The sequence below is a fragment of the Bacillus cereus genome, assembly GCF_007678085.1.
Classification (GTDB): domain Bacteria; phylum Bacillota; class Bacilli; order Bacillales; family Bacillaceae_G; genus Bacillus_A; species Bacillus_A cereus_BE.
The window spans coordinates 348,254-366,696 of the sequence record NZ_VEDW01000005.1 but is presented as its reverse complement, the minus strand read 5'-3'; the positions used below and the strand labels follow the sequence as shown (position 1 = coordinate 366,696).

The following is an 18,443-nucleotide window of genomic DNA, read 5'->3' as shown; positions in this document are numbered from 1 at the left end:
CGAGGCAACGCACATCTACAACAGTGAATATAAAATTGAAGCTAGCTTTAATGTATCGTGCCTTACAACACGATCATCATACTTCGCTAATTGATCTTGAATGACATCAATATTGTTTTCAGTAAAACGCTCTTCATCTACTATAACTGGTGCTGACATTTCTTCCTCATATAACTGACGTAATTCACAAGGAATATCACGGTTATTTACAATTGCAGTATCGATAAATGGCTTACCTAAATGATCATGTAACGCCTGCACATGGTCAAACGCAGTATATCCCATCGTTTCACCAGCTTGTGTCATAACATTACACACATATACCTTCTTCGCTTTTGCAGCAAGAACAGCGTCCCCGATTTTGTTAACAACTAAATTCGGTAATATACTCGTATACAAACTTCCTGGACCGAAAACAAGTAAATCAGCCCGCTTAATCTCAGCCAACGTTTCATGTAACGGCTCTACATCTTCTGGAGTTAAAAAGACACGGTTAATCTTCTTTCCGTAATAAGGAATCTTTGATTCACCTGTTACAATTTCTCCATCTTCTAGTTCCGCATGAAGTACCGCACTTTGGTTCGCTGCCGGTAACACACGTCCTCTGACGTTTAATACTTTACTCGTTTCCGTAATCGCATGAAAAAAATCTCCTGTAATCGAGGTCATACCTGCCAATAGTAAATTTCCTAACGCATGACCTTTCAGCCCATCTCCCGTTGTGAAACGATGCTGAAATAAAGCTTCCACCAGCGGCTCTACATCTGATAACGCAACAAGTACGTTACGAATGTCACCTGGGGGTGGAATTTCTAGCTCATCACGTAATCTACCTGAACTGCCACCATCATCAGCGATTGTAACAACTGCTGTAATATCCACCGGATATTGTTTTAATCCTCGTAATAAAACAGAGAGTCCAGTGCCGCCTCCCATGATAACAATTTTAGGCTTTCTCTCTTTTTTCATCCCTTAATGGCCCTTTCTCTTCTCCACATCACGATGAGATACATGAACGCTATACTCTGGTTTCAAATGTTTCCCAAGGTATTCTGTAAGCGTAACAGAACGATGCTGTCCACCTGTACATCCAATTGCAATTACAAGTTGACTCTTGCCTTCTCTTTTATAATGAGGCAGCATGAAAGTAATAAGATCCGTCAATTTCTCTAAAAACTTATGTGTCTCATTAAATTTCAGCACATACGATGAAACTTCCTCATCTAGTCCTGTTAACGGCTTCATATGTGGAATGTAATATGGATTTGGTAAAAAACGAACATCAAATACTAAATCTGCATCAATTGGAATACCGTACTTAAATCCAAATGACATAACATTTACACGAAATGCTTGCTCAGTTTCAGTTGAAAACAGATGAACAATTTTTTCACGTAATTCTTTCGGTTTTAAATCTGATGTATCAAGCACAATATTCGCTCGCGCCTTCATATCAGTTAATAAGCTACGCTCCATTTCGATTCCCTTTAACGGCAAACCAGTTGGTGCAAGTGGATGCGAACGTCTCGTTTCTTTATAACGAGTTACAAGCGTGCCATCTTTCGCATCTAAGAATAAAATATGAGGAATAATCCATGTACGTTCTGATAAATCATCAAGTGCTCCCCATAAATGTTCGAAAAACTCTCGGCCACGTAAATCAACACCGAGTGCTACTTTATTCATTTTTCCTTTTGAATCTGCCATAAGCTCAATAAACTTTGGCAATAACATCGGTGGTAAATTATCAACACAGAAATATCCTAAATCTTCAAAACTTTGTAAAGCTACTGTCTTTCCAGCTCCAGACATTCCTGTAATAATTACCATTTTTATATCATTATTCTCTGTCATCGTATCCTCTCCTTGACGGTTTAACTCGGATCTAATCGATATGAAAGCAACTCAAAATCTGGGGTATATACAAATGTACCGTAGATTATGCCATTCCCTTTAATTAAATAATCAATAATGTGATAATCTCCTGGTGCCATTGCTAGATCATCAATTTTATCAAATGTATGCCAACCAATGATGCCTTCTTCGCTCTCTAGTTTGTTTTCTCCTGCAAAATCTGTCGCTAAGAAGGAGAACATCATCCATTCAGAAACAACTTTATCACCTTCTTGGATGACAAAGGTGAAGACCCCCTTTAACGCTGGGTTCTTTAAATAAATACCTGTTTCTTCACGATACTCGCGAACAACGGAATCTCTTACAGTCTCACCACGCTCCATTTTCCCGCCTGGTGCAACCCACCAATTTCGGCGAGGTTTTTGGAGTAAGAGTACTTCATTATCTCTAATTAACACACAGTTTGTCACTCTTTGCATGTTTCTTCACCTCAGCTACTTGCAGTAAATTTCTCACTGCATACTCATTTCATTATACTATCAAAAACAGTTTGCTACAACGAAGGAGCCAGTCCTCTTTCGCTAAGCATATGCTACTCAACAATTTTAAAAAAGCTTTCTATAACAAGCAATGTAAATGCCTAGACTTTCAATGAATAGCATGAAAAATCCCCTTAACGATTTTTATCGCCAAGGGGATTAAAGTCCTTATTTCTTACCGAAATAAGTAACAATCGCAAATCCTAAAATAAAGGTAATAATTGAACTTATAATTGAAAATCCTCCAGTTGGAATACCAGGGAACACAATTACAATTGAGCCGATAACAAGTCCAATAATTGCCGCAAATGTCATGCTTTTATAACGATCTAATAAGAAACTAATTCCTTTACTACTTACAACAAACCCTACCATAACACCGGCACCGATAACTACGATTAAAGGTAAGTTCAGTGTAGTTAAAGCATTGATTGCTGTCGGATACACACCAATAATTAATAAAATAAATGATCCGCTAATTCCAGGAAGCAACATAGCCATACTAGCCATCCATCCTGCGAAAAACAAACCAATTGCATTTAAAATTGTTAACGTCGTAATTGGATCTGCTGCCTTATCTGGTTTAAAGAAAGCTGTGATCGCAACAAGAATTGCTGCAACTATTAGTAACACAATGTGCTTACCTTTAAACGAAGACTTTGCATCAGCTTCTCTCATTAACATTGGTAATATACTAATAATTAAACCTAGGAAGAAAAATTGAGTCGGTTCATAATGATTTGCAAGTAAATATTTAATAACGTGGCTTAATGTTAAAAACGCTACTGCCACACCAGCTGCAAGGGGAATTAAAAATCCTAAATGTTTTTTCCATTCACGACTAAAGAATCCACTAATTGCCGCAAGTAATTGTTCATAAATCCCTAACACAACAGCGATTGTACCGCCGCTCACACCAGGAATTAAATCACTAACACCCATACAAAATCCACGATATATATTACGCCATTCCATACTGAATAAATTCCTCATTTCTTATAGTGATTTTTCCGTAAAGTCCAGTATATCAATAAGAAAGCTTATAATCCTAATATTTTTTGACAAAACTTTGACATTTTCACACAAAAAAGAAGAAAGCTCCTATCGGTAGCTTTCTTCTCAAAAGGTATGTTATCCCTTATTTTTCTGATACAGTTTTTAGTTCTTCTAATAATTCTTCTACGTAATGTTGTGCACTTTGTGCTGCGATACTACCATCACCTGTTGCAGTTACAATTTGACGTAGCATTTTTTCACGAACATCACCAGCTGCGAAAATACCTGGAACTTTCGTTTCCATACGCTCGTTTGTTTCAAGGTAACCATTTTCATTTGTAATACCTAGTTCAACAAATGGTTTTGATAATGGTAACATACCGATGTATACGAATACGCCGTCAGTTTTAACTTCTTTCTCTTCTCCACTGTTTACATCTACAAGTGTTACGCTTCCTACTTTACCATTTGCATCATTAATTTCTTTAATAGTGTGATTCCAAATGAAGTCTACTTTCTCGTTTTGGAAAGCACGATCTTGTAAAATTTTCTGTGCACGAAGCGTGTCACGACGGTGAACAATTGTTACCTTCGATGCGAAGCGTGTTAAGAACACACCTTCTTCAACAGCAGAATCTCCGCCGCCAATAACTACAAGTTCTTTTCCTTTAAAGAACGCACCATCACATACTGCGCAATATGATACACCGCGGCCGCCAAGTTCTGCTTCGCCTGGCACACCAATTTTTTTATATTCTGCACCGCTTGCAACGATAATTGCACGTGCTTTATATTCTTTTTTACCAGCAATAATTGTTTTGTATTCTTTACCATCGATGACTGCTTTCACATCACCGTATGCATATTCAGCACCAAATTTCTTCGCATGCTCGAACATTTTATTTGATAAGTCCGGTCCTAAAATAGACTCATAACCTGGGTAGTTTTCTACATCTTCTGTGTTTGCCATTTGGCCACCTGGGATACCACGCTCAAGCATTAATGTGCTTAAATTCGCACGAGATGTATATACTGCAGCTGTCATACCAGCTGGTCCTGCACCAATAATAATGACATCATAAATTTTTTCTTCTGACACACTATTCACTCCTATCCATTCCTACACAATTAAGTTACCCTCATTATACTGTTAGCATCATTTTTTTCCCAATGATTTGCTTACCCTATGTGTGCGTACGCTTAACAGCCTGCACATACTTTCGAACAGTCGCTACAGATACATTATATACATCTCCAAGCTCCGACTGTGTCATCTTATTTCCTTGTTCACTGCGTACAATATATTCAACCGCAGCTGACCAGCCGTACACATTTGTAAAAACTGCCCCAGATGTATATAAACGTATGAACGTACAAAACCAAAATTGTAAACACTCTTCGATTAATTCATCATCTTTTTTCGTATAATTATATAAAGAATCCGCAATTCGTGCGCACTGTTCAAATTGCTGTAAATCAGCCGGAATGCTCTTATGGCTATTAAGTAAAAAGAAATATTTTGCAAGTTGCGATACGATTGGAACACCATTCTTCGCTTGCGTTACATCAAAGAAGAATCCCACCTTCTCCGGCGTTGATAATTCATTCATTAAATATAAAGCTAGCATTTGTTCCTCTAGCGTCGCACTTTGCTGAAATGATTTTCGTAATTCTTCAAATAACACGTTTTGTCCTTCATCCGCTAAATTCAGCGCATTCCACGGCTCTTTTCCCTTTTTATCAGGGTGCAATTCTACAACATGTTGCCACATTTTTTCAGCTACTTGCTGATCTTTCACCATATAAGCAGAATATGCAAACCAATAATAAAAACTAACGTCTCCCTCGTATCCTTGACGCTTTAATACTTTGAACCATTTATATGCAGGTTCAAAATGACCAATTGTTGCAAGTGTCGTTCCGAGTTTCAAACGATGTTCAAATGAAATTGGATATACTGAAACTAACTGCTCCGCTAACGCTTCTACTTGTTTATGCTCTCCAATTGAATATAGAAAAATAAGCGTATTACAAAGCGCATGTATATTACCAGGATTTTTCTCTAAAATCATTTCCGTTAACTTCAGCGCCTTATCTACATTACCAGATTGAAAATGTGCAATGGCTAAATTATTATGACCCGACCAAAATTCCGGATAATCTTTCGTAACAATTTCTAATGTAGCAATTGCTTCTTCCAATTGTCCATTACGAATATAACGATTCGCTTCTTCCTGCATAACAATTAGATCATCTTCATCCTCAATTTCTTCCGCACCCATCGCTTCTTCTTCCATAATTTCAAGTAATTCTAATGTATCTTCTACAAATTCCTTCTCTTCTGCAACTTCTAAATAGCGATCCGCATACTTTTTCGCCTGCTGAAATAGCCCCATATATGCATAATTATTTGCAATAAAATAATAGCACTGTTCAAGTTCTGGATTAGATCTAACAAGCTTAAAGAAGATTTGATTCGACTCTTGATATTCACCAGCCTCAGATAATACTGTTGCTAATTGGCATAAAATAAACGGCTCCTTCTCACTTTGTGCCGCTCTTCGAAAATATTTAATTGCATCTTGCAATTTTTGCCCTTTATAAGCCCTCATCCCTTTTTTATAAAAGAAGTCCGCTAATTGATTAAAAGAGATAACTTGTCCGTTCTCCTTATATATTCCTTGATTTTTCCCCATATATCCTCCAGTTTTTTGTTTTCTTCGTTCACACATTCTTCTATCTATAAGTATAAACGATTCCGTAAAAAACAAAACAGTATATTATACTCAATTATTTCCTTTTTATTCATTAAAAAAGAAGAGAAATGTTACATTTTTAGCATCAACCTTCTCTAGCATCCATTTCTTCTTTCGTATAAATAACACGCATTGGATTTCCACCTACGAAAGTACCACTTGGGACATCTTTATGAACAAGTGTACCAGCTGAAACAATCGCGCCATCCCCAATTTTCACACCTGGTAATATCGTTGTATTCGCTCCAATCATCACTTCATTTCCTATGATGATCTCTCCAAGTCGATATTCACGAATTAAATATTCATGTGCTAAAAGCGTTGTATTATAGCCGATAATCGAATTCTCTCCCACAGTTATCTTTTCTGGGAACATAATGTCCGGCATTACCATAAGCGCGAACGATGTTTTCTTTCCGACTTTCATCCGTAAAAATGTGCGGTACAACCAATTCTTGACGGATAAAAATGGTGTATAACGAGCAATTTGGATAATAATAAAATTCTTCATTACCTTCCAAAAGGACACTGTTTTATACACATTCCATAATGAATTTTCTCCTGAAACAGGATAGCCCGTTGTCCGTCGCAATTAGCTCGCTCCTCTACTAAAAAGTGAAACTGTAAGTTAGTAGGGGACTCCCCTACTAACTTACTTGGAACTTTATGAACGGTTCATATCAGACAAAATTGGTAGCAAATCACTCATTTTATCTAGCATAAAGTCCGGCTTGTAAGCCTCTAAATATGCTCTACCTTTCAATGTCCATGAAACAGCAGCTGTTTTCGTACCCGCATTTTGTCCGCCAACAATATCATGATGGTTATCCCCAACCATCAATGCTTCTTCCGGTTTCGCACCTAATAACTCAAGCGCTTTTTGAAGTGGCTCTGGATGTGGTTTCACATGCTCTACATCATCAATTGTCACAACAACATCAAAAAATTCATCAAGCTGTGACAACTTTAATCCCATCTCAACAGTTTGTCTCGCTTTCGTTGTAACAATCCCCACTTTATATCCTTGCTTCTTCAACTCTTGAACTGTTTCATATACAGTTTCATATTCTTCTACTAATTCATCGTGATGATCATGGTTAAATTGACGATAACATGTAATCATCTCTTCAACCTTACTTTCATCAATCTTGCTGAAAGTATCATGTAAAGACGGACCGATAAATGGCAATACATCTTCACGCTTATATTGATTTGGATAATATGTATGTAACACATGTAAAAAAGAAGAAATAATAAGTTCGTTTGTATTAATTAAAGTTCCATCTAAATCAAATAACACTGTATTTATTCTCATTGCCTTAGTCCTTTCTCTTTCCTGAATATGAAAGAAGCAGCACCTTATAATAAGATGCTACTTTTCTCTAATTTTCCGAATATCTTTTATCAGCTTGCCCCATTTTCCGTCTCACAATAATGAAAATAATAGAAATAACAACAAGTCCAATTGACATTACTTGTGCGATACGAAGTGGTCCTAGCATTAAACTATCTGTACGTAAGCCTTCTACGAAGAAGCGCCCTACTGAATACCAAATTAAATATGTGAAGAATAATTCCCCGCGGCGTAAGTTTACTTTTCGTAATGCAAGTAATAAAATGACACCTGCAAAATTCCATAATGATTCATATAAAAACGTCGGATGATAGTATACACCCTCAATATACATTTGATTAATAATGAAATCTGGTAAATGAAGGCCTTCTAAAAACTGTCTTGTTACCTCATCACCATGTGCCTCTTGGTTCATAAAGTTTCCCCATCGGCCAATTGCTTGTCCTAGTAAAATACTTGGCGCAGCAATATCAGCCAACTTCCAGAATGAAACCCCGCGGCGTTTCGCAAAAAGAATCCCTGTAATAACAGCCCCGATTAAACCACCATGAATCGCCAAGCCACCTTGACGAATATTAATAATTTGACTCGGGTTTTGCGCGTAATATTCCCATTCAAAAATAACGTAGTACATTCTCGCAAATAGAATAGCGATTGGTACTGCAATTAATACAAGGTCAACAAATGTATCTTTTGGAATACCTAGCCTTTCTCCCTCGCGAGTTGCTAGCCAAAGACCTAATAGCACACCTGTACCGATAATAATCCCGTACCAATAAACAGGAAACGGCCCAAGTTGGATCGCTACGCGGTCAAGCTGTGGTACAGAACCTAACAGCATATGTATGACCTCCCTCTCCAAAGTTTACTCCTGATTCCCTAACTCAATCGCACTCATTAATCGTTCAGAGAACTGTTGTGCTGCATTAACTCCCATACGTTTTAAACGGAAGTTCATCGCTGCCACTTCAATAATAACAGCCAAGTTTCGACCAGGACGAACTGGAAGTGTAATCTTCGTAAGTTCTGTATCAATAATCTTCATCTTCTCTTCATCAAGACCTAAGCGATCGTAATTTTTCTTTTGATCCCAAATTTCAAGATTAATAACAAGTGTAATACGCTTATAATTTCGCACTGCCCCTGCACCGAATAACGTCATAACGTTAATGATACCTAGACCACGAATTTCTAATAAATGCTCAATTAAATCTGGCGAGCTTCCAACTAACATGTCTTCATCTTCTTGGCGAATTTCTACACTATCATCCGCAACAAGGCGATGACCACGTTTTACAAGCTCAAGAGCTGTCTCACTTTTACCGACACCACTTTGACCTGTAATTAAAACACCAACACCGTAAATATCTACTAACACACCATGTACAGCTGTTGTTGGTGCTAACTTACCTTCTAAATAATTTGTTAAACGACTTGATAATCTTGTTGTCGTTTGAGAAGAACGTAATAAAGGCATACCTGATTCACGCGATGCTTGCAGTAACTCATCTGGTACATCTTGGTTACGAGTTACAATAATACACGGCGTCTCCTCAGTACAAAGCGCTTTCATTCTCTCTTGCTTTTGCTCTGACGTTAACGTGTCAAAGAACGTAAGCTCCGTCTTTCCAAGAAGCTGTACGCGATCAGCTGGATAATATGTAAAAAATCCTGCCATTTCAATTCCAGGTCGTGATAAATCACTTGTATCAATCGGACGATGAATTCCTTCTTCACCACTAATTAACTCCAATTGAAATTGTTCAATTAAATCTTTTGTCCTTACTTTCGGCATATGTATAAACCTCCACTCCGCTGCGGGTTCAGTCTCATTTGATGTAAAATTCCATTCTACCGGATATTGTACCATTTTTTTCTGGAAACAAGAAATACGGTTTCTAATAAATAGAAAAAAACATTTCATACACATCATGAAATGTTTTTCTTTTTGTCATTTTCTCTTTTTTTCATATAAAGGTTCCACAATTGCCTTTTCAATAATCATATTAAAAATTGAAATACAAATTGCCGCAACTATTGCCACACCAAATCCTGATATATTAAATGCATCCCCTAATAATGAGTCTGTCATTTTTAACGTAATCGCATTAATAACAATTAAGAAGAACCCGAAAGTTACAACAGTAATTGGTAACGTAATTAAAATTAATAACGGTTTTACGAATACATTTAAAACAGCTAAGATAATACTCGCAATAATTGCAGTTTGTATATTTGCTATGTAAAATGCGTCTGGTGCAATCCCTTTTAAAAGTCCCGATACAGCGATTAACACAACGCTATTTACAAGAAGTGATACAATCCATCTCATTTTCTTACACATCCTTTTGACATATATATTTCATCATACGCTAATAGATAATAAACGCAAGTATCCTATACACACTTATACCAACTTATTCTATCCTTCATACTTGTATACCTACTAACATTTCCTCACAAAATAAGGGCCATACCATCTGTGTTCATGAGTTTTTACAAAAGTCCAAGTGAACTCTTTATCTACAATATAAATATCGCCTTTATACGCATCATACGTCTCCCGTAATATATCATCCATATGTAGTAAACTGGCATCCGTTATTAGTATGACTTCCTCACAATGTTGATAGAATATGTAACAATTCTTTTTCACTTCATTATGAAATGCGTTCTCCGCTTCTTCACCCTCTAAACACTTCTTTTTCTCATAACTAAATATGTGCCAAAGAAAACCACATGCATACTTATCATCATACAGAAAGATGTCTTCCTTTTCCTCATCACTTAAATGATTTACAAAGTTATCCTCCCAGCGCTTGCGAAAATAAACACCCCAACTTTGAAACTCTCTTACCTTCATGTTTTTCTTTCTTAAAACATCTGTAAAGTGAAACTTTAATCAGTGGGGGTTTTGTTCATCTCCCACTGATTATTAGTTGAACCAATCGGGCTTTTACGGGCAGTTGATCACCCACCTAACTTCTTTGCTTCCGCTGAATTTTGAGGTGGGGATCTTACTGCCCGTTAATGCGGGGTAAACTCCATTTTCTCCCCCTATGAACGAAAAACCGAGTGGTATTTCCACTCGGTTTTTAATAATACACTTATTGTGATAACTCTACTTCTTTTATTTTCTCTTTCATTCTTGCTTTATCACGATTTAAAATCTCTTTTAAATACTTACCTGTATACGAGCGCTCTTCTTTCACTACTTGCTCTGGCGTTCCTGAGGCAACGATTTGTCCACCTTTGTCTCCGCCCTCTGGCCCAAGGTCAACAATATAATCAGCTGTTTTAATTACATCTAAATTATGTTCAATTACAAGCACCGTCTCACCACTCTCAACAAGACGTTGCAGCACTTCTAGAAGACGCGCGATATCATGTGCATGTAAACCAGTCGTTGGCTCATCTAAAATATATAACGTTCGCCCAGTAGAACGACGGTGTAATTCAGAAGCTAGCTTCACGCGCTGCGCTTCACCACCAGATAACGTCGTAGCCGGCTGTCCTAATTTCATATAACCAAGCCCTACATCTACAAGCGTTTGAAGTTTACGCTTAATTTTTGGGATATTAGCGAAGAATTCTACTCCATCTTCAATTGTCATCCCTAACACTTCAGAAATGTTTTTATCTTTATATTTCACTTCTAACGTTTCACGGTTATAACGTTTACCATGACAAACTTCACACGGAACGTATACGTCTGGTAAGAAGTGCATTTCGATTTTAATAATTCCATCACCACGGCACGCTTCACAACGTCCACCTTTTACATTAAAGCTGAAACGTCCTTTTTGATATCCACGCACTTTCGCTTCATTCGTTTGCGCAAACACATCACGAATATCATCGAACACACCTGTATACGTCGCTGGATTAGAACGCGGTGTACGACCGATTGGCGATTGATCAATATCGATTACCTTATCTAAATGTTCAAGACCTTTAATCTCTTTATGCGTACCTGGCTTCGCTTTCGCTTTATATAATTTTTGTGCTAACGATTTATATAGTACTTCGTTAATCATCGTACTTTTACCTGATCCAGATACACCCGTTACCGCTACAAACGTACCAAGCGGGAATGACATCTTCGCATTCTTTAAGTTATTCTCTTTTGCTCCAACGATCTCCACTTTACGTCCGTCACCTTTACGTCTTTCAAGTGGAACCGGAATAAACTCTTTACCGCTTAAATACTTCCCTGTTAGCGAATTCTCATCTTGCATCACTTCAGCTGGTGTACCTGCTGACACAACTTGACCACCATGAATACCTGCACCAGGTCCGATATCAAGTAAATAATCAGCAGCCATCATCGTGTCTTCATCATGCTCAACGACAATTAACGTATTTCCTAAATCGCGCATTTCTTGCAATGTACGAATAAGACGATCGTTATCGCGCTGATGTAAACCGATTGAAGGCTCATCAAGAATGTACAGTACGCCAGTAAGACGAGAACCGATTTGTGTCGCTAAACGAATACGCTGCGCCTCACCACCTGATAAAGTTCCTGCGGCACGACTTAACGTTAAATAGTCTAAACCAACGTTTACTAAGAACCCAACGCGCTCCTGAATTTCTCTTAAAATTAAATGAGCAATTTTTTGTTGTTTCTCCGTTAGCTCTACATTTGAGAAGAATTCCTGTACTTCTTGAACAGAATACTTCGTTACGTCAGCAATCGTTTTATCACCAACGAAAACAGCTAAACTCTCAGGCTTTAAGCGTCCACCTTTACACTTCGGACAAGCTTGCTCTGCCATATATTTCTCCATTTGCTCGCGAACATAATCAGAACTCGTTTCACGATAACGACGTTCGATATTTGGAATAACACCTTCAAATAAAATCTCATTTTCCTTTACTTGACCAAATTCATTTACATAGCGGAAATAAACCTTCTCTTCTCCGCTTCCGTACAACACTTTATCAAATAAATCTTTCGGTATATCTTTCACAGGCATATCCATATCAACGCCGTAATGATTACATACAGATTGTAAAAGCTGTGGATAATATTGTGAGCTTGTCGGTTCCCACGGAGCAATCGCATGTTCATTTAATGATAAATCCCAGTTCGGAATAACAAGTTCTAAATCTACCTCTAGCTTTGAACCAAGTCCATCACAAGAAGGACATGCTCCGAATGGACTATTAAATGAGAACATGCGCGGCTCTAATTCTCCAATTGAAAAACCACAATGCGGACAAGCATGATGTTCACTAAACAGAAGTTCCTCTTCTCCCATTACATCAATTAACACTCGGCCCCCGCCAAGTTTTAGTGCACTTTCGAGAGAATCCGCAAGACGGCTTGCAATCCCTTCTTTTACAACAATACGGTCAATTACAACTTCAATGGAATGCTTCTTGTTTTTATCTAACGCAATATCTTCAGACACATCCAGCATTTCACCATCAACACGTACACGAACATATCCTTGCTTCTTAATATCTTCAAGCACTTTCACATGTGCACCTTTACGCCCAGAAACGATAGGAGCTAACACTTGTAATTTCGTACGCTCAGGATATTCAAGTACACGATCTACCATCTGCTCTACTGTTTGTGATGTAATTTCAATGCCATGATTCGGACAAATTGGCGTACCAATTCGCGCAAATAATAAACGTAAATAATCATAAATCTCCGTTACCGTTCCGACAGTTGAACGTGGATTACGACTCGTTGTTTTTTGATCGATTGAAATCGCTGGTGACAATCCTTCAATCGTATCTACATCCGGCTTATCCATTTGTCCTAAAAACTGACGCGCATACGCAGATAACGATTCTACGTATCTGCGCTGCCCTTCTGCATAAATCGTATCAAACGCTAATGATGATTTCCCTGAACCAGACAATCCCGTCACAACAACAAGCTGATTTCTCGGAATGGTTACATCAATATTTTTTAAGTTATGTGCTCTAGCACCTTTTACAACAATAAAATCCTTGCTCATGCTCACTCTGTTCACCCTTCCGCTTTTAATTCTAATAGTAAATCTCTTAACTCAGCTGCACGCTCGAAATCTAACGCTTTTGCTGCTTCTTTCATCTCTGCTTCCATCTTCGCAATTGTCTTTTCACGCTCTTTTTTCGTCATCTTCTTAGCTGGCGCTGCTTCATACGTTTCTGGTTCTTCAGCAGCTGTCGTTGCACGTATAACATCACGAACGCCTTTTTGAATCGTTTTCGGCGTAATACCATGCTCTTCATTGTAAGCTTCTTGTATCATACGACGACGCTGCGTTTCTTCAATCGCAATTCCCATCGATCTCGTTATACGATCTGCGTACATAATTACGCGTCCGTTTTCATTACGCGCTGCACGACCGATTGTTTGAATTAATGAACGCTCTGAACGCAAGAACCCTTCCTTATCAGCATCTAAAATAGCTACAAGTGATACTTCTGGAATATCTAATCCTTCTCGTAATAAGTTAATACCGACAAGTACATCAAACTTACCAAGGCGAAGGTCACGGATAATTTCAATACGTTCTAACGTTTTAATTTCAGAGTGAAGATAGTTCACTTTAATTCCTACATCTTTTAAGTAATCCGTTAAATCCTCTGACATCTTCTTCGTTAAAGTCGTAATTAATACACGTTCATTTTTTGCAATGCGATCTTGAATTTCTCCTAATAAATCATCAATTTGTCCTTCAATTGGACGTATATCAATTGGTGGATCTAAAAGCCCTGTTGGGCGAATAATTTGTTCTATTACTTCTGGTGACTGCTCTAACTCATACGGTCCTGGCGTTGCCGAAACGTAAATAACTTGATTCGTTTTCTCTTCAAACTCATCAAACGTAAGTGGTCTATTATCTAAAGCTGATGGCAAACGGAATCCATGATCCACAAGCACTTGCTTACGTGCTTGGTCCCCGTTATACATCGCTCTTACTTGTGGCACGGATACGTGTGACTCATCCATAACGATTAAGAAATCTTCTGGGAAATAGTCTAATAACGTATACGGCGTTGCACCCGCTGGACGAAGCGTTAAATGACGGGAGTAGTTTTCAATCCCTGAACAAAAGCCCATCTCACGCATCATTTCTAAATCATAACGTGTTCGCTGCTCTATACGCTGCGCTTCTAACAACTTGCCATTATCATTTAATTCCTTTAAACGCTCTTCTAATTCTTTTTCGATATTTTCAATAGCGACCTTCATCTTTTCTTCACGTGTAACGAAGTGAGATGCTGGGAAGATTGCTACATGATCACGTTCTGCTAATACTTCACCTGTTAACGCATTTACTTCGCGAATACGATCAATTTCGTCGCCGAAAAACTCAATTCGAATACAATGCTCATCAAGTGATGCTGGGAAGATTTCAACTACATCTCCGCGCACACGGAATGTACCACGCTTGAAATCAATGTCATTACGTCCATACTGTACATCAACAAGTTCACGAAGCAATTGATTGCGGTCCTTTTCCATACCAACTCGAAGTGAAACAACTAACTCGCGGTATTCTTCTGGAGAACCTAAACCATATATACACGAAACACTCGCAACAATAATCACATCATCCCGTTCAAATAGTGCAGATGTTGCTGAGTGACGTAATTTATCGATTTCATCATTAATCTGCGCATCTTTTTCAATAAACGTATCTGTTTGCGGCACATACGCTTCTGGCTGATAATAATCGTAATAACTAACAAAATATTCAACTGCATTATTCGGAAAAAAATCTTTCAGCTCACTATATAACTGTCCTGCTAACGTTTTATTATGAGCCATGACAAGTGTTGGCTTCTGCACTTCTTTAATGACATTTGAAATCGTAAATGTCTTACCCGTTCCTGTCGCTCCAAGCAACACTTGCTTTTTCTTCCCACTATTAATTCCCTCTACAAGCTTCTCTATAGCTACCGGCTGATCACCTTGCGGGGAATACGCTGAGATAATTTCAAATTGATGTTCCAAACAAAACCGACCTCCTCGTAAAAAATCTGTATTCCCATTTTACCACGAATGCCCATAAAAAAACCAAGAAAACGAACAGATATTCGGTAAAATTTTCGACAATATATACATAGAAAAAGGAAGGCGTAAAAACTTCCTTCCTCTACTAACTCTATTTTTTAGGTACATATAATAAATCATATCCATTGCGCCCATTTTCATTCACACAGTCTATTAACCTATAAGCCGTTTGTGATTCGCGCTGCTCTTTAACAATCCTTTTACAGCTATCTTTATATAACCCTTTATCCTCAGCAGCAAATTGGTCTTTTCTATTATCTAACACATAAAGTATATCGTTCTCAATATGCTCTAACGTTTGAAAGATTGGGTCACCTTCATGGGTATACTGTACAATTCTTATTTTATCAACTTCCCCTTGGACCACATTCAAAACGAACTTTTCGAATTTATCTAGATTGGAAATTCCTGCTCTCTTTACAATGACATCATTCTTCCTATCAACTTCAATGTTAGGTTGTGAGCATGCTACTAAACTAAAGAAAAATAGGCATATAAAACGACTTCTTTTTCCTATTGTCATCCGCTCCTATAAAAATCATTTGTATACTGCAAAAGCTACTTTCCTCTACGAAAGTAGCTTCTCTTTTCCTTTTTCCTTCTTCGGGAAAAGAACATATGAAAATGAAATAACTGTATCCACTAACAGTATAATCGCCCAAACTTGGCTAATACGACTCGCTGCTTTATTTAAAACAATTCCCGTTTCTAGCCAGTTCCCCCACTGTTCAAACGGTACAAACCCATATAAGAAGAAAAAGAAAATATGCACAACAACAAATAAAACAAGATGTAATACCCAATTTTTTATTTCCTGCTTCGCATAGGCCATACCTGTTAATTCTACTTGTTCTTCCATAATAGGTGCTGGTTCATTCCGCCATTTCGCAACCAGCTTTTGCGCAAATATATCAAGCTTCTTCAAATCCTTTTTCCCGTAGAAAACTGCATACAATAAAATAATTACCGTAATGATTTGAAAGTTAGAGAACTTTCCTGTTTGATAATAGTCCACTACCCCTAAGGTTAAAATGAACACTTCATTTACGAGGAGTACAATCCCCATAATAAAGCTCGCCTTCTTCAAACGGAATCCGTAACGGAGTAAAAAGAAACCGATAGCCGATAACCAAAATACAATCTCTGCCCCAATTAAAAAATACCAACGATATTCTGCGAGTATACTCATTTACCCTTCTCCTTTTCATCATATATACGAAAAGCTTCATCCATATATAATAAAAGTTCTTCTTCGATTGGATACATGCTCATTTTCTGTGAATCTTCCTTCGATTTTCTAACTTCCCATAACTTATCTAAAAATGCTTCATCACCATTGGCCATTTCTAAACACTTATGCATTAATCTCTTCGTTGCTCTTTGTACCTCATCACTTGCGACTTCTTTGCCGTCTTTCATAAAAGTACGTAATTGCTTTAATAAATCTACCCACTCTAAAACATTCGGATCTTCTTCACTCATATTCGGCAAATTATGAAGCAATTTTTGTTCTTCCTTTGAAAATACTTCATTTTGAAATATTTCACGTATACGAGACGACTGTTTCGAAAGCTGAATTAGTTCAAACATAACTTTCCAATCAAGTTCTCCCTCTACATCTACCGAATAAACAACAGCTTGTAAAACACGCTCCATTTGATTGAATTTCTTTTGTTCTTCCTGTACAAACCGAAGTTGTTTTTCAAGCGAATCCTTTAAATTAAGCTCACCTTTTACTAACATATTCGCAGACTCTTTTAATGAAAATCCCATTTCCTTTAAAAATAAAATCTGTTGCAAACGTATTACGTCAGCTTCACTATATAAACGATGCCCACCTTCTGTTTTCCCGCTCGGCTTTAATAAATCTATCTGATCATAATAACGTAATGTACGTACGGTTACCCCTGTTTCTTTCGTCAATTGTTGTATTGAAATCACTACCATCACCTCTTCTCCTTCATTATAAAAGATGACGTTGCGTCACTTTCAAGCCTTTTGTAAAAAAAATACAAAAAGCTGTTTATACTCTTCGTATAAACAGCTTTTACGGAAATAATCCTTTTTGTACAGCGCGTCCACAAAATAAAATAAGTGCTCCAACAACAACACTCGTTGCTGTTTTATGATAATGAGCTGAAACTAATAAATAATATGATAAACCTACAGTACTAAGCATAATACAAATACTCGGTACTGGATTACGAGAGAAGTTCTGCATTCCCCAAAACAAAGCAAAAATAGCCGTAGCGACACATAATACCGGTAATCCCATCCCAGTTCCCCTTTTTCTATCTATTCCTTGTTGCTAACACACCCGTCGATGCCATACTTATTAATAAACCAAAAATAGCAATATATAATAACTCATTTACATGTACTGCTTGCCTATCTAAATACTTATTTACACAAAGATACATAATGAACAAGAACACGAAGCTTGTCATACTAATCGTAAAATATGACTTCATCTTGTTCACAACTCGCTCATCAATCGACGGTACTCCCTCTTCTTTCAAACGCTTCTGTTCTCTATATTCCGCAATACCATATAAAATGACTAGCGCTACATTCGATACGAAAATAGTTCCCCACGAAATACTTAACATTATTAAGCTCGCATTTAAAATAAGACCCGCTAAAAATAAACTTCCCATAAACCTTATAACATCTTGCTTACTCATACATGATCAACCTCTTTTTGATTTCTATATTTCCATTTCGGCCAATAGTTCACAAAGAAATAAACAAACTGCCCTAGTACAAATAATACAAACGGCATACCAGCACTTCCGTAAACTATTAAATTGTACAAACTCCACACAGCTAAACTAATCGTAAAAAATAATCCTACATATTTAAACGCTTTATCTGACTGGAATCTCTCAAACTCATCCTGCATTTTTTCATTTCTCCTA

The 18,443-nt window shown here is 37.5% G+C and carries 20 protein-coding genes; all 20 read right to left on the bottom strand.

From position 1 onward, the window contains the following. Nucleotides 1-15 precede the first annotated feature (15 nt). Nucleotides 16-969 (bottom strand): gluconeogenesis factor YvcK family protein, encoded by a 954-nt coding sequence (locus FS742_RS22190; RefSeq protein WP_144615130.1) that lies wholly within the window; start codon nucleotides 967-969, stop codon nucleotides 16-18. 3 nt (nucleotides 970-972) lie between these two features. Next, nucleotides 973-1,854: an RNase adapter RapZ gene (gene rapZ, locus FS742_RS22185; protein ID WP_000138462.1), complete on the bottom strand. Its 882-nt coding sequence runs from the start codon at nucleotides 1,852-1,854 to the stop codon at nucleotides 973-975. Nucleotides 1,855-1,874: 20 nt separating this feature from the next. Further along, nucleotides 1,875-2,333: an NUDIX hydrolase gene (locus FS742_RS22180; RefSeq protein WP_001190080.1), complete on the bottom strand. Its 459-nt coding sequence runs from the start codon at nucleotides 2,331-2,333 to the stop codon at nucleotides 1,875-1,877. 228 nt (nucleotides 2,334-2,561) lie between these two features. Next, the gene (locus tag FS742_RS22175; RefSeq protein ID WP_097861447.1) at nucleotides 2,562-3,368 is read right to left on the bottom strand and encodes a DUF368 domain-containing protein; all 807 of its coding nucleotides are present in this window, start codon (nucleotides 3,366-3,368) and stop codon (nucleotides 2,562-2,564) included. 163 nt (nucleotides 3,369-3,531) lie between these two features. Then, nucleotides 3,532-4,488 (bottom strand): thioredoxin-disulfide reductase, encoded by a 957-nt coding sequence (gene trxB, locus FS742_RS22170; RefSeq protein ID WP_061679303.1) that lies wholly within the window; start codon nucleotides 4,486-4,488, stop codon nucleotides 3,532-3,534. Nucleotides 4,489-4,573: 85 nt separating this feature from the next. Then, nucleotides 4,574-6,085 carry a tetratricopeptide repeat protein gene (locus FS742_RS22165; RefSeq protein ID WP_144615128.1) on the bottom strand — a complete coding sequence of 504 codons (1,512 nt, stop codon included), beginning with the start codon at nucleotides 6,083-6,085 and terminating at the stop codon, nucleotides 4,574-4,576. A gap of 145 nt (nucleotides 6,086-6,230) precedes the next feature. Then, on the bottom strand, nucleotides 6,231-6,737 hold the full coding sequence (locus FS742_RS22160) for an acyltransferase (RefSeq protein ID WP_144615126.1): 507 nt from the start codon (nucleotides 6,735-6,737) through the stop codon (nucleotides 6,231-6,233). A 72-nt stretch (nucleotides 6,738-6,809) separates the two neighbouring features. Continuing rightward, nucleotides 6,810-7,460 (bottom strand): pyrophosphatase PpaX, encoded by a 651-nt coding sequence (gene ppaX / locus FS742_RS22155; protein ID WP_144615125.1) that lies wholly within the window; start codon nucleotides 7,458-7,460, stop codon nucleotides 6,810-6,812. A gap of 67 nt (nucleotides 7,461-7,527) precedes the next feature. Beyond that, complete coding sequence (gene lgt, locus FS742_RS22150) at nucleotides 7,528-8,340, bottom strand: prolipoprotein diacylglyceryl transferase (protein ID WP_016136008.1); 813 nt, start codon at nucleotides 8,338-8,340, stop codon at nucleotides 7,528-7,530. Between the two features lie 24 nt (nucleotides 8,341-8,364). Next, nucleotides 8,365-9,294 carry an HPr(Ser) kinase/phosphatase gene (gene hprK, locus FS742_RS22145; RefSeq protein WP_001127250.1) on the bottom strand — a complete coding sequence of 310 codons (930 nt, stop codon included), beginning with the start codon at nucleotides 9,292-9,294 and terminating at the stop codon, nucleotides 8,365-8,367. A gap of 156 nt (nucleotides 9,295-9,450) precedes the next feature. Then, nucleotides 9,451-9,831, bottom strand: a complete 381-nt coding sequence (locus FS742_RS22140; protein ID WP_144615124.1) for a phage holin family protein — start codon at nucleotides 9,829-9,831, stop codon at nucleotides 9,451-9,453. A gap of 114 nt (nucleotides 9,832-9,945) precedes the next feature. After that, the gene (locus tag FS742_RS22135; RefSeq protein WP_144615123.1) at nucleotides 9,946-10,362 is read right to left on the bottom strand and encodes a DUF4275 family protein; all 417 of its coding nucleotides are present in this window, start codon (nucleotides 10,360-10,362) and stop codon (nucleotides 9,946-9,948) included. Between the two features lie 244 nt (nucleotides 10,363-10,606). After that, on the bottom strand, nucleotides 10,607-13,477 hold the full coding sequence (uvrA, locus tag FS742_RS22130; protein ID WP_144615379.1) for an excinuclease ABC subunit UvrA: 2,871 nt from the start codon (nucleotides 13,475-13,477) through the stop codon (nucleotides 10,607-10,609). Between the two features lie 11 nt (nucleotides 13,478-13,488). After that, a complete protein-coding gene (gene uvrB / locus FS742_RS22125) occupies nucleotides 13,489-15,465 on the bottom strand; it encodes an excinuclease ABC subunit B (RefSeq protein WP_144615122.1) in 1,977 nt (658 codons plus the stop codon). Nucleotides 15,466-15,616: 151 nt separating this feature from the next. Next, nucleotides 15,617-16,048 carry a DUF4362 domain-containing protein gene (locus tag FS742_RS22120; protein WP_144615121.1) on the bottom strand — a complete coding sequence of 144 codons (432 nt, stop codon included), beginning with the start codon at nucleotides 16,046-16,048 and terminating at the stop codon, nucleotides 15,617-15,619. 45 nt (nucleotides 16,049-16,093) lie between these two features. Then, nucleotides 16,094-16,714, bottom strand: a complete 621-nt coding sequence (locus tag FS742_RS22115) for a hypothetical protein (protein ID WP_144615120.1) — start codon at nucleotides 16,712-16,714, stop codon at nucleotides 16,094-16,096. Then, nucleotides 16,711-17,466 carry a MerR family transcriptional regulator gene (locus FS742_RS22110; RefSeq protein ID WP_144615377.1) on the bottom strand — a complete coding sequence of 252 codons (756 nt, stop codon included), beginning with the start codon at nucleotides 17,464-17,466 and terminating at the stop codon, nucleotides 16,711-16,713. Before FS742_RS22110 ends, FS742_RS22115 begins: the two co-directional genes overlap by 4 nt. A gap of 106 nt (nucleotides 17,467-17,572) precedes the next feature. Continuing rightward, on the bottom strand, nucleotides 17,573-17,800 hold the full coding sequence (locus tag FS742_RS22105) for a hypothetical protein (RefSeq protein WP_144615119.1): 228 nt from the start codon (nucleotides 17,798-17,800) through the stop codon (nucleotides 17,573-17,575). Between the two features lie 16 nt (nucleotides 17,801-17,816). Beyond that, nucleotides 17,817-18,209, bottom strand: a complete 393-nt coding sequence (locus tag FS742_RS22100) for an ATPase (RefSeq protein ID WP_144615118.1) — start codon at nucleotides 18,207-18,209, stop codon at nucleotides 17,817-17,819. After that, on the bottom strand, nucleotides 18,206-18,427 hold the full coding sequence (locus FS742_RS22095; protein WP_144615117.1) for a hypothetical protein: 222 nt from the start codon (nucleotides 18,425-18,427) through the stop codon (nucleotides 18,206-18,208). Before FS742_RS22095 ends, FS742_RS22100 begins: the two co-directional genes overlap by 4 nt. Between the last annotated feature and the right edge of the window lie 16 nt (nucleotides 18,428-18,443).